This window comes from Pseudomonas sp. P106(2024) (assembly GCF_057480815.1).
On record NZ_JBLIYU010000009.1, the window covers coordinates 13,337 to 25,943 of the forward strand.

Below are 12,607 nucleotides of genomic sequence, written 5' to 3' on the forward strand. Positions count from 1 at the left end.
CGTAAATTCTATCGAATTATTGGATTTATCTAGCGCTTCGCCACACGCTCCAGGGAAGCCCGCTCGCGGTTGAACGCGAGGAAGTACTTGTTGACGCTATTGACGAAGTTCACCGGCCCCATGCCCACCTGCTCCATGGCGATGCGTTCGGTCTGGAAGAACCACTGGTTGCCATTGAGCCCACGCCGCCGGGCCTCGGCACGCATGGCCTGGACCCGCTCCGGCCCGAGGTTGTAGGCGGCCAGGATAAACGCCATGCGCTCACGCTCGTTGAGCTGGGGGCTGGCGAAGAACTTGCGGCGGATCAGCGCCAGGTAACGGGCGCTGGCCTGGACATTGCCGTCCACCGTGGCGGTGTTGCTCACTCCCACCCGCTGGGCCGCCGACGGGGTGATCTGCATCAGCCCGTGGGCGCCACCGGTGCCGCGTGCCTTGGGATCGAGGGTCGACTCCTTGAACGCCAGGGCGGCCAGGTTGAGCCAGTCGAACTGTTGGTCGCCACCGTGCTTCTGCAGCACCGAGCGCACCGACTCCAGACGCTGGCGGTCCCCGCGGGCCAGCGGGTTGTGCACCCTGTACTGGCGCCGGTAGATGCGCTCGAAGGCCGCGTCCTGGTTGTCCGGCGCGCGATAGGTGGCGAGGAAACGATCCACCGCCGCCTGCAGCATCGGCGCATCCTGGCGCACATACCAGCGCATGGCCTGGGGCTGGGCCAACTGCAGCTTGCTGTCCACCCGCAGACGCGGCATCACCCGCGCCCAGCGCTGGGCGATCGGCCGCTCAACTACTGTCAGCGGGTAGATACCGGCCTGGACCATTTCCAGCACATCCTCCACCGCCAGCGTCGGGTCGACCCACTCCACCTTGATCGGTGCCCGCTTGCGCAAGGCCAGCCGCTGGTTGATCGCCTGGATCGCCGCGCCCGCGGCACTGGCGGTGGTCAGGGCGACGGTACGCCCGGACAGCTGCTCGGGGCGGCTGTAGCCGCGCTCGCCCTTGCGCCCGACCAGTTGCAGCGGCACCTGGTCGACCACCGGGGCGCTGACGCCGACTCCGCGCACCACGCTCGGGTCGAGCAGCTCGCCGGGGGCGGCGAGATCACCCTCGCCGCGTTGCAAAGCCGCAAGCAGCTGCTCCTTGGCGCGGGGGATGATCTTCAGGGTGATTTCCTGGCCGTCGGCGACCCGGGCATTGAGGGCGTGTTCCAGGGCGCGCAGGCGATAGTACTCGACGCCTACCGGCTCGCCCTTGACCTCGCCGGAGCTGTTGCGGCTCTGGTTGACCAGCACCCGCAGCACCTTGCTCGAGCGGATCTGCGCCAGGTCGCGCACCTGGCTGGCCGGCACATGCTGCTGCGGCCCGGCTTCGCCGGCAGCGACCTGCCCGGCGGCCAGCAGCCCGGACAGCAACAGGCACGTCAAAAAGGTTCGCAACATGGGGAAAAGGGTCCGAGAGCGGTTGGCGGGCACCATGGTGCTGTGATCGATCCGTGACAAATGACCGCAACAGACCACGGCAAACGTTTGAAGTTCTTGGTTTTTTCTCGATATCCCGGTTTTTGCTATGCTGGCCGCCCCCGCGGCACGAGGTAGCACCATGCAACTGATCGATATCGGCGTCAACCTGACCAACAGCAGTTTCCACGACCAGCAGGCCGCCATCGTCGAGCGCGCCGTGGAGGCCGGCGTGGCACAGATGGTCCTTACCGGCACCAGCCTGGAGGTCAGCGCCGAGGCCCTGGAACTGTGCCTGCGCCTGGACGAAGCCGGCCAGCGCCTGTTCAGCACCGCCGGCGTGCACCCTCACGACGCCAGCCACTGGAACAGCGGCAGCGAACGCCAGCTGCGCGAACTGCTCGCCCAGCCACGGGTGGTGGCCGTGGGCGAATGCGGCCTGGACTTCAATCGCGACTTCTCCCCACGCCCGGCCCAGGAAAAGGCCCTGGAAGCGCAGTTGGCGCTGGCGGTCGAGCTGCGCCTGCCGGTGTTCCTCCACGAGCGTGAGGCCAGCGAGCGCCTGCTGGCAATCCTCAAGGACTACCGCGACCAGTTGCCCGCCGCCGTGGTGCACTGCTTCACCGGCGAGCGCCAGGCGCTGTTCGCCTACCTCGACCAGGACCTGCACATCGGCATCACCGGCTGGATCTGCGACGAGCGCCGCGGCACCCACCTGCATCCCCTGGTCGGCAACATCCCCGAGGGTCGCCTGATGCTCGAAAGCGATGCGCCCTACCTGCTGCCCCGCAGCCTGCGGCCCAAGCCGAAGAACGGCCGCAACGAGCCGGCCTTCCTGCCCGAGGTGCTGCGCGAGGTGGCCCTGCATCGCCATGAAACCGCAGCGCACACCGCCGCCCACACCAGCGCCTGCGCCCGCGCGTTCTTTGGTCTGCCTGAGGTTTCTTGACGCATATCAACAAGGCCCCTGGCGTTGGCGGGCACAATGATGGCACCTTGCCAATAATGTTTCCGCCAACTCAGAGAAGACCTACCATGGGTGCCTGGCTTAGCAACGTTTCCCTCAAATACAAGTTCTGGGCCGTCAATGCCGTGGCCTTCGTCACCACCCTGCTGCTGGTGCTCTACGCGGTGTACCTGGAGCAACAGGCCCGCGCCACCGGCGCCCAGGCGCAAGCCCAGGCCCAGGCCGAACTGCTGGCGGCATGGCCCGCCGGGCAGGCCCTGCCCACCCAGGCCAACCTGATCACCTGGCGCAATGGGCAAACGCCGCAGTTCGCCGGCGAACCCCTCGAGGCCCTGCGCGATGGCCAGGGCTGGGTCGAACTGTCCGGTGCCTGGGTCCTCGGCGACAACCCGCTGCGTGGCGCCCAGGTGCTGCGCCGGGGCGACCAGCAGCTCGCGGTAATCGCCCAGTCGCCGAGCCTGCGCCAGGTCTATTTCGATCGGTTCAGCAACTACGCCGTGTGCGTGCTGATCCTGATGCTGGCGATGCTCTGCGCTTCACAGTTGTTGATCCGTTTCCTGCTCAGCCAGCTCAACACCCTCAAGGATGTGATGCTGCACGTGGAGAAGACCGGCGACCTCTCGGCCCGGGTGCCCCTGGCCTGCGGCGACGAAGTCGGGCAGATGGCCGGCGCGTTCAACGCCATGCAGACCACCTACCACCGCGTGGTCAGCACCGTGGCGCGCACCGCCGCGCAGCTGGACTCCGGCGCCGCGCGCCTGGCCGGCAGCATGGATGAAGTGCGCCACGGCATGATCGGCCAGCAGAGCGAGACCGACCAGGCCGCCACCGCCATCAACGAAATGACCGCCACCGTCCACCATATCGCCCAGCATGCCGGCGCCACCCGCGACCTGTCGCAGACCGCCGACACCCTGGCCGGCAGCGGCCAGGCCGTGGTCAGCCGCGTGCAGGACTCGATTGCCGGGCTCTCCAGCGGTGTGCAGCAGACCGCCGAGATGATCCGCCAACTGGCCGACGACAGCCAGAAGATCAATGGCGTGGTCGGCGTCATCCACAGCATCGCCGAACAGACCAACCTGCTCGCCCTCAACGCCGCCATCGAGGCGGCCCGGGCCGGTGACCTGGGCCGGGGCTTTGCCGTGGTCGCCGACGAGGTGCGCAACCTGGCCAAGCGCGTGCAGACCTCCACCGACGAGATCACCACCATGGTCGCCGACCTGCAGGCCGGCACCCGCGACGCGGTGGATTTCATGCAGGAAAGCTCATTCAAGGCCGACGATTGCGTCAAGCAGGCCCGCGAGGCCGGCGAGGCCCTGGCCGAGATCACCAGCGCCGTGGCACAGATGCGCGAAAGCAACACCCAGATCGCCGTGGCCGCCGAGCAGCAGAGCCAGGTGGCCGAGGAGATGAACCGCGCCGTGGTCAGTATCCGCGACGTGACCGAGGAGACCGTGCAGCAGACCGTCGGCTCGGCCACCACCAGCAGTGAGCTGGCGACCCTCGCCGGCGAGCTGAACAAGGCGATCGGCCAGCTCAAGCTGTGACCGGCGCCGGCTATGGCCACCATAGCCAGCCTCGATTGGCCCCCGCCCGGGGGCCGCACTAAGCTTTGGACAAGCCCCAGAGGATCTGTCCATGAGCAAACGACTGCCCAATCTGCCCGCCTGGCAATGGCGCGGCTACCACCACAACCATCGCCACCCCGCCAATCTGGTGCTGCACCTGATCGCCGTGCCGCTGTTCATCCTGGGCGCGCTGCTGGTGTTGTCGGGGCTGTTTGGACTGGACCTGTCGCAGATCGCCGTGGGTATCATCGCCCTGGTGGCCGGGCTGGGCCTGCAACGCCAGGGGCACCGCCTGGAAGCCGAGCAACCCGAGCCGTTCACCGACCGCAAGGATGCCGTACAACGCCTGCTCACCGAGCAGTTCATCACCTTCCCGCGCTTCGTGCTGAGTGGTGCCTGGTGGCGGGCCTGGCGCGAGCGCCACAAGCACCGCCACTGACTGAAAACATCACCCGGCGTGGGAGCGGGCTTGCCCGGCGATTGGCTTGATGAAGATGGCTCAGGCGAACACAGTCACCGTCTGCCGGCTCAACGCCAGCAACTCCCCTTCAGACGTCCACAATGCCGCGGCCGCATGGCCATAGCCATCACGGGCATACTCGGTCTCGACCACATAGCGGCACCAGTCGAGGGTTGACAGCTGCGGCGTGGGCTGCACGAACTCGATGGTCCAGGTCAGCGTGCTGCCGGCGGCGGGCTGCTTGAGATAGGGAAGCAGACTGGGCGGCCAGGCATCGACCAATGCCAGCAGGTGCGCCACCCCGACCGGCTCCTCGGCGACATCGCGCAGGCGTACCCAGCCCCCCATATGGCGCGAGTCGTTGCCACTGAACGGCAGGCCGCCCACCGCCCAGCGAAACGCCACATGCTGCATGAACGCCGGTGTAATGCCCTTGATAAAGGGCAACTCCGGCGCCGCCTCCTGCAGCGGCTTCATCGGCATCGCGGCAGGCGCGTCGACCGCCACCACCGAAGGGCGACCAGCACCGAAGCTGCCCTGCACCAGGGTCACCACCTGGCCATCCTGCACGGCGCGCCCCAGCAAGGTGCTGACCGCCTTGCCCTCGCGCAGCACCTCCACCTCCAGGCTGATTGGCATATCCGGCGCCGCCGGGCCGACGAAGGTGATGGCCAGCGAACGCACCGGGCGGTCGTCGCCCAGCTGCTGGCGCATCGCTTCGTGCACCATTGCCGCCATCAGGCCGCCGAACACCGCGCGTCCCTGGGCCCAGCCGGCGGGTACGCTGATGGCCTCGGGGTGTGTGCGGGCGGCAGTCAGCAATTCTGTGAAGTTCATATGCCAGGGCTCCTGCGCAAAAAAGAACCGATAGTAACCAGCGATCACGCCAGCCACAGCCCGCATATCGGTCATTTGCCGGGACTAACGACGCGCCAGAGCCTTTTGCAGCGCTTCGAGGGTGAGGTCGGAACGCGCCTCGGCAGCATGCAGCTCATGCTCCCAGGCCACCTTGCAGCCGAGCAGGTCGCTGTGCTCGCGCACCTGCAGCAACCACTGTACGCGGTCGTGCCAGTCACCCAGGTCACCCTGGGCCGACTTGAGCAGGCGCTGCAGCTTGCTGCCGGCGTGTTCGAGTTGCGGGTAGGCCTGGTCGCCATAGCGCACCCGCTTGATCAGCAGGCGCAGGCGGTGGCGGTCGTGGCCAGGGTCCGACAGGGCCACCTGCAGCTTGTGCCATTGCTTGTGCAGGCGCTTGTCGATGCGCTGCCCCAGCTTCTGCGCCAACCCCTCACGGCCGGCGGCACGCAGGAACATCGGGAACGCATCGAGAATCGCCAGCACGCGATTGAGCTGGGCACTGGCCGCGACACTGGCATAGGTGCGCGCCCTGCCCTCCTGGCGACGCTGGCCTGCCTGCGCGTGCCCACGGCCGATCAGTTGCGCCGCCAGCACCTCGCGGTCACGCAGCGGCGTGGTCAGCGTGCCCAGCGCCCCGGCCGCCTGCTCGAGCTGTTCGACGCCCGGCAAGCCACGCAACGGCCGCAGCAGGCTGCGCAGACGCCGCAAGGTGATGCGCAGGTCGTGCAACGCCTCGCGGTCGGTGTCGGCGGCCAGGCGTTCGCGGCAGGCCAGCAGGCGCACCTGCAGCGCCAGAACCTGGCCGACCACATGATCGAGCATGGCGGACATGGGCAGCTCCTCGGTCAACGCCCGGCGCGGGATTCACGAATGTAGAAACGGGCCTTCTCGGCCTTGTGGGTACAGCCTTCGAAGCCTTCGAACTGCTGCTGGGTCTTGGCGCCGGTCAACAGCGACAGCGCCTTGGAATAACTCACGGTACCGGCAAAGCCTTCGGCCTTGGCCAGGTCCAGTTCCTTCCAGGCGGCATCGAGCTGGGTCGCGCAACTGTCACGATAGGCCGTCTTGCCCGCGCAGCCGACCAAGGCCAGGGCAATCAGAGGAAGGGTGATCCAGGCTTTCATCGGTAATACCTCGAGGGTGAAAAACTAAGGTGGCCGTTCGACGGCAAAGCAAACGAAAAGTGCCCTGCTCAGCGTAGCCCAGCACGGGCTACATTGAAGCACAGGTGGCAATGGGTGCATTGTTGGACCATGGTGGCACAGCCACAGGGGGAAAAGTCATGGGCAAACGCGTGGCATTGGTGCTGGGCTCCGGTGGCGCCCGAGGGTACGCGCACATCGGCGTGATCGAGGAAATCGAACGGCGCGGCTACGAGATCGGGTGCATCGCCGGCTGCTCGATGGGCGCTGTAATCGGTGGCATCTACGCCGCCGGCAAGCTCGACGAATACCGCAGTTGGATCGAGAGCCTGGACTACCTCGACGTGCTGCGCCTGGTGGACGTCAGCTTCCGCCTGGGAGCGATCCGCGGCGACAAGGTGTTCGGTCAGATCCGCAAGATCGTCGGCGAGATCAACATCGAGCAGTTGCGCATCCCCTACACGGCGGTCGCCACCGACCTCACCAACCAGCAGGAGATCTGGTTCCAGGAGGGCTGCCTGCACCAGGCCATGCGCGCCTCGGCGGCCATTCCCAGCCTGTTCACCCCCGTGGTGCAAGGCAACCGCATGCTGGTCGATGGCGGCATCCTCAACCCGCTGCCGATCGTGCCGGTGGTGTCCAGCCACTGCGACCTGATCATCGCCGTCAACCTCAACGCCACCAACCAGAAGCAGTACCAGCTGCCGGTGATCGAGCGCCCGGCGGCGTTCAAGATGCGCTTCGATGCCTTGATCAGTTCGCTCGGCTCGCGCCTGCCGTTTCGCCGCAAGCCGGCCGAACAACTGATTCGCCTGGAGCAGGAAATCACTGCCGAGGGACTGGCCAGTCCCAATCCGTGGCTCGCGGACAGCGCCGCCCCCGAGGGCCAGCAGCCGGCGGCTGCGCCGCAGAGCGAGGGAGCGCCGAAGTCGGCCACCGGGTCGTTCATCGTCGACAACGTCGGCCCTGCCTCCCTGCTCGACCTGATCAACCAGAGTTTCGAGGTGATGCAGACGTCACTGGCGCAATACAAGATCGCCGGCTATCCGCCGGATGTGCTGATCAACGTGCCCAAGCGCGTGTGCCGGTTCTTCGAGTTCTACAAGGCACCGGAGCTGATCGCCCTGGGGCGGGAGATTGCCCGGGATACGCTGGACAATCATGAGGGGGTTCAGCGATAGGTCTCTCTTCAGGCCGCGTGCAGTCCCTGAGGGAGATATGCGAAGGTCTTGATCATCGGAAACGAAACAGGCCGCATACGCGGCCTGTTTCGTGATCAGCGCGCCACTCAGTAGCGCGTGATGTCGGCACTGCCCTCAAGCAGCTTGCGATAGGCCGCGAAGTCCTGCGAACCGGCACGCGACGCGAGGTATCGACGGATCTGCGCCTTCTCTTCGTCGGTGGCGGCGGCGCCCTCGTTGACGCCCTTGAGCTGCAGGACCACCAGGCTGCCGTCGCCCAGGACCACGCTGCCGTAGACCGGCTTGTCCTTGGACGCAGGCTTGCCGAGACGGAATACCGCCTGCAGCTCGGCCGGGTCGATACCGTCCTGGCCACGGGTGACCGCTTCGTGGACCTTCCAACCCTGACCTTCGGCCTTGGTCGAACCCTCGCGCAGGCCGGCGATCAGCTTGTCAGCCTTGGTCTTGAGCTCGGCAATCGCCTTCTCCTTGGCCAGGTGCTGGCTGATGTTCTTGGCCACGGCCTCCAGCGGCAGTTGCTCAGGCTTGCGATGCTCCTTGACGCGCAGTACCACCACGGTCTCCGGATCCAGCTCGATGGCGTTGCTGTTGGCGCCCTCTTCGAGCACCTGCTCGCTGAACGCGGCCTGGATCACCGCACGGTTGGCGGTGATGCCTTCACCACCCTCGCGACCGAAGGCTGCCGAGGTGTGTACCTTCAGGCCCAGGTCCTGGGCCGGCTGGGCCAGGTCGGAGGCTTCGAAGGCGGTATCCTCAAGCTGCTTGGTGGCCTCGACGAAGCGCTGCTCCACCTGCTGGGTCTTCAGCTCGTGGGTCAGCTTGTCCTTCAGGCTGGCGAAGCTCGGCACGTCCGGCGCCTGCACACCCAACAGCTTGATCAGGTGGTAGCCGAACTCGGTGCGCACGGGTGCGGACACCTGGTCTTTGTTCAGCTTGTACAGCGCGTCCTCGAAGGCCGGGTCGTACACGCCGGGGCCGGCGAAGCCGAGGTCGCCACCGGTATTGGCCGAACCCGGGTCCTGGGAGAATTCCTTGGCCAGCTTGGCGAAGTCCTCACCCTTGTCCAGGCGCTGCTGTATCTCTTCGATACGGGCCTTGGCCTTGGCATCGTCGGTCTTGTCGTTGACCTCGATCAGGATGTGCGCGGCATGGCGCTGCTCGCCAAGGTTGGCGATCTCCTTCTCATACAGGGCCTTGAGCTCGCCGTCATCGACCTTGACCTGGTCAAAGAAAGCCGACTTCTTCAGCTCAAGGTAGTCGATGACCACCTGGTCCGGGGTCATGAATTCCTTGGCGTGCTGGTCGTAGTGCGCCTTGACCTCCTCATCGCTCACCTTGACTGCGGCCGGGTCGGCCTTGAAGGTCTGCGAAGCGAAATCACGGGTCTGCTTCTCGAGGCGGGCGAAGGCCTCGACCTGCTTGTCGGTGACGAAGCTGCTACCGGCAAGGCCGGTGCGCAGCTGGCCGATCAGCATTTCCTGGGCGAGCATCTCGCGGAACTGCATGCGGCCGTAACCCATCTGGCGGATGACCGAGTCAAAGCGCTCGGCGCTGAACTTGCCATCGACCTGGAATTCAGGCGTCTGCAGGATCAGCTGATCCAGCGCGGCCTCGGAAAAAGCGAACTTGGCGTCTTCGGCACCCTGCAACAGCAGCTTGCGATCGATCAGCCCCTTGAGCGCGGCTTCGCGCAGCATCTTCTCGTCCAGCAGCGCAGGGTCGAAATCCTTGCCCAGCTGTTGCATCAGCTGGCGGCGCTGCATGTCCACGGCCTGACTCAGCTCGTTCTGGCTGATGGTCTGGCCGTTCACCTTGGCGGCGTCCTGGCTATGGCTGGCGGCCTGGAAAATGGCCTCGAAGCCGGTCAACGCCATCAACACGACGATAAGGCCGATGATGGTCTTGGCAATCCAACCTTGTGAATTGTCCCTGATATTCTGCAGCATGCGTCCCCCAGAAACGGCTGTACCACTGCGTCGACAACCGCGGAGCGTGGGTAGAATCCTGATAGAAGAAAGGCGCATCCAGTGGATGCGCCTTTTCGAAGCGAGCGTGCCAGCGGGAACGTTTGCGACCCGCCGTCACGCGGTCGGCCCTGACGATGCCCGGGCCGGCTGAAAGACGACTTAGTTGACGGCGTCTTTCAGGCCCTTGCCAGCCTTGAAGCCTGGAACCTTGGCGGCAGCGATCTTGATCGCCTTGCCGGTTTGCGGGTTACGGCCGGTGCGCTCGGCGCGCTCCTTGACCGAGAAGGTACCGAAACCTACCAGTACCACATCGTCACCTTGCTTCAGGGCGCCGGTGACGGATTCGATGACTGCGTCCAGCGCACGGCCGGCTACAGCTTTCGGGATGTCAGCAGATGCGGCGATAGCGTCAATCAGTTCCGACTTGTTCACTCTAAGTCCCCTTATTTCTCTATTGAGTTTGTTTCTAAGTATGTAATGAAAAGCTTATGAAACGAGCGCTGGGTGGCCTGTTGACACTGGCGTGCCGTTTTATAGCAAGGGCCGGAAAATACTGTCAACCAACGCCCCCCAGCGAAATACGTACTAGTGCGTGCTGATTCTTTCCTTAGCATCGCCGTCGCGCTTCTCATCTTTCGCGACAATCTCCGGAGCCACATCTGGCAAGGGCTCCGGGGCGTATTGCAGCGCAATTTGGAGGACTTCGTCAATCCATTTGACCGGTTTGATCTGAAGATCCTGTTTGATATTTTCCGGAATCTCCTTCAAGTCGCGAACATTCTCCTCGGGAATGATCACCGTCTTGATCCCACCGCGGTGTGCCGCCAGCAGTTTTTCCTTGAGGCCACCGATGGCCAGGACTTGGCCGCGCAGAGTGATCTCACCGGTCATCGCCACATCGGCGCGCACCGGGATCTGGGTCAGGGCCGACACCAGCGCGGTACACATGCCGATACCGGCACTCGGGCCGTCCTTGGGCGTGGCGCCTTCGGGCATATGGATGTGAACGTCGCGCTTCTCGTGGAAATCTGCAGCGATTCCCAGACTCTTGGCGCGGCTGCGCACCACCGTCTGCGCGGCGGTGATCGACTCGACCATGACGTCGCCGAGCGAGCCGGTCTTGATCAGTTGGCCCTTGCCCGGGATCACCACGGCCTCGATGGTCAGCAGTTCACCGCCCACCTGGGTCCAGGCAAGACCGGTGACCTGGCCGATCTGGTCCTGCTGCTCGGCCAGGCCATAACGGAACTTGCGCACGCCCAGCAGTTGCTCGAGCTGCTCGCCGCTGACCTTCACCTTCACCTGTTTGGCCCCGGTGTGCTCCTTGACCACCTTGCGGCAAACCTTGGCGATCTGGCGCTCCAGGCCACGCACGCCAGCTTCGCGGGTGTAGTAACGAATGATGTCGCGGATGGCCGATACCTCGACCTCCAGCTCGTCCTTCTTCAGGCCGTTGGCCTTGACCTGCTTGGGCACCAGGTACTTGACCGCGATGTTGATCTTCTCGTCCTCGGTGTAACCCGGCAAGCGGATGACTTCCATGCGGTCGAGCAGCGCCGGCGGGATGTTCATCGAGTTCGAGGTGCACAGGAACATCACATCCGAGAGGTCGTAGTCGACTTCCAGGTAGTGATCGTTGAAGTTGTGGTTCTGCTCGGGGTCAAGCACTTCCAGCAACGCCGAGGCCGGATCGCCGCGCATGTCGCTACCCATCTTGTCGATTTCGTCGAGCAGGAACAGCGGATTACGTACACCGACCTTGGTCATTTTCTGAATCAGACGACCGGGCATCGAGCCGATGTAGGTGCGGCGGTGGCCACGGATCTCGGCCTCGTCACGCACGCCGCCCAGGGCCATGCGCACGAACTTGCGGTTGGTGGCGGCGGCGATCGATTCGGCCAGCGAGGTCTTGCCCACGCCGGGCGGACCGACCAGGCACAGCACCGGACCGCGGATTTTCTTGACGCGTTTCTGTACGGCGAGGTACTCGAGAATGCGCTCCTTGACCTCTTCCAGGCCATAATGGTCGGCATCGAGGATCTCTTCGGCCTTGGCCAAATCCAGGCGTACCTTGCTCTGGGCCTTCCACGGCACCTGTACCAGCCAGTCGAGGTACGAACGCACCACGGTGGCCTCGGCCGACATCGGCGACATCTGCTTGAGCTTGTTCAGCTCGGCCTGGGCCTTGGCCAGGGCGTCTTTCGGCAGGCCGGCGGCGTCGATGCGCTTTTTCAGTTCCTCGACTTCGTTGTGGCCTTCGTCGCCATCGCCGAGCTCTTTCTGAATGGCCTTCATCTGCTCATTCAGGTAGTACTCGCGCTGGCTGCGCTCCATCTGCTTCTTCACCCGGCCACGGATACGCTTCTCGACCTGCAGCAGGTCGATCTCGGCGTCCAGCAGCGCCAGCACGTGTTCCACGCGGGCCTGCAGGTCGACGATCTCGAGGATCTCCTGCTTCTGCTCGATCTTCAGCGCCATGTGCGCAGCCATGGTGTCGACCAGGCGGCCTGGCTCCTCGATGCTGTTGAGCGAGGACAGCACTTCGGCCGGGACCTTCTTGCCCAACTGCACGTACTGCTCGAACTGCGACAGCAAGGTCCGCACGAACACTTCGGACTCGCGCTCGGCGGTCTCGGTTTCGTCGATCAGGCTGACTTCGGCGCGGATATGGCCGTCGACTTCGTTGAAACGTTCCACGGCGCCGCGCTGTTCACCCTCGACCAGCACCTTGACGGTGCCATCGGGCAGTTTGAGCAGTTGCAGCACGGTGGCGACGGTGCCGACGCGATACAGAGCGTCTTCGCCCGGATCATCGTCAGCCGGATTCTTCTGGGCCAGCAGGAGGATCTGCTTCTCGCCCGTCATCGCCGCCTCGAGGGCTTCGATGGACTTCTCACGCCCCACGAACAGTGGGATGACCATGTGCGGATAGACGACGACGTCGCGCAATGGCAAAAGAGGCAAGTCGAGGGTGGTCTTCATGATTTCG

11 protein-coding genes are annotated in these 12,607 nt (G+C 64.8%); 4 read left to right on the top strand and 7 right to left on the bottom strand.

Going from position 1 to position 12,607, the window contains the following annotated elements:
* Window positions 1–29 precede the first annotated feature (29 nt).
* A complete protein-coding gene (locus tag AC25M7_RS15780; protein ID WP_232853606.1) occupies window positions 30–1,436 on the bottom strand; it encodes an MltF family protein in 1,407 nt (468 codons plus the stop codon).
* Between the two features lie 160 nt (window positions 1,437–1,596).
* Between AC25M7_RS15780 and AC25M7_RS15785 the strand changes: the two genes are divergently transcribed.
* The 3 genes from AC25M7_RS15785 (at window position 1,597) to AC25M7_RS15795 (ending at window position 4,428) form a co-directional block, all read left to right on the top strand.
* The gene (locus AC25M7_RS15785; RefSeq protein ID WP_307942068.1) at window positions 1,597–2,403 is read left to right on the top strand and encodes a TatD family hydrolase; all 807 of its coding nucleotides are present in this window, start codon (window positions 1,597–1,599) and stop codon (window positions 2,401–2,403) included.
* Between the two features lie 86 nt (window positions 2,404–2,489).
* Window positions 2,490–3,968, top strand: coding sequence for a methyl-accepting chemotaxis protein (locus AC25M7_RS15790; RefSeq protein ID WP_280093065.1), 1,479 nt, complete (start codon window positions 2,490–2,492; stop codon window positions 3,966–3,968).
* Between the two features lie 91 nt (window positions 3,969–4,059).
* On the top strand, window positions 4,060–4,428 hold the full coding sequence (locus AC25M7_RS15795) for an Mpo1-like protein (protein ID WP_028692628.1): 369 nt from the start codon (window positions 4,060–4,062) through the stop codon (window positions 4,426–4,428).
* Between the two features lie 60 nt (window positions 4,429–4,488).
* Here the strand turns inward: AC25M7_RS15795 and AC25M7_RS15800 are convergent, their stop codons facing one another.
* The 3 genes from AC25M7_RS15800 to AC25M7_RS15810 all read right to left on the bottom strand — a co-directional run bounded on the left by AC25M7_RS15800 (window position 4,489) and on the right by AC25M7_RS15810 (window position 6,431).
* On the bottom strand, window positions 4,489–5,286 hold the full coding sequence (locus AC25M7_RS15800) for an acyl-CoA thioesterase (RefSeq protein ID WP_486971249.1): 798 nt from the start codon (window positions 5,284–5,286) through the stop codon (window positions 4,489–4,491).
* 84 nt (window positions 5,287–5,370) lie between these two features.
* Window positions 5,371–6,138, bottom strand: coding sequence for a CHAD domain-containing protein (locus AC25M7_RS15805; protein ID WP_028692630.1), 768 nt, complete (start codon window positions 6,136–6,138; stop codon window positions 5,371–5,373).
* Window positions 6,139–6,152: 14 nt separating this feature from the next.
* A complete protein-coding gene (locus tag AC25M7_RS15810) occupies window positions 6,153–6,431 on the bottom strand; it encodes a hypothetical protein (RefSeq protein ID WP_028692631.1) in 279 nt (92 codons plus the stop codon).
* A gap of 158 nt (window positions 6,432–6,589) precedes the next feature.
* Between AC25M7_RS15810 and AC25M7_RS15815 the strand changes: the two genes are divergently transcribed.
* The gene (locus tag AC25M7_RS15815) at window positions 6,590–7,630 is read left to right on the top strand and encodes a patatin-like phospholipase family protein (RefSeq protein ID WP_028692632.1); all 1,041 of its coding nucleotides are present in this window, start codon (window positions 6,590–6,592) and stop codon (window positions 7,628–7,630) included.
* 107 nt (window positions 7,631–7,737) lie between these two features.
* Here AC25M7_RS15815 and AC25M7_RS15820 read toward each other — a convergent pair whose 3' ends face one another.
* From AC25M7_RS15820 to lon, 3 genes are all read right to left on the bottom strand, one after another.
* Window positions 7,738–9,597: a SurA N-terminal domain-containing protein gene (locus tag AC25M7_RS15820; protein WP_062359508.1), complete on the bottom strand. Its 1,860-nt coding sequence runs from the start codon at window positions 9,595–9,597 to the stop codon at window positions 7,738–7,740.
* Window positions 9,598–9,777: 180 nt separating this feature from the next.
* Window positions 9,778–10,050 (bottom strand): nucleoid-associated protein HU-beta, encoded by a 273-nt coding sequence (hupB, locus tag AC25M7_RS15825; RefSeq protein WP_011533117.1) that lies wholly within the window; start codon window positions 10,048–10,050, stop codon window positions 9,778–9,780.
* Between the two features lie 153 nt (window positions 10,051–10,203).
* Entirely contained in the window at window positions 10,204–12,600 is a 2,397-nt protein-coding gene (gene lon / locus AC25M7_RS15830) for an endopeptidase La (protein WP_028692634.1), read from the bottom strand.
* Between the last annotated feature and the right edge of the window lie 7 nt (window positions 12,601–12,607).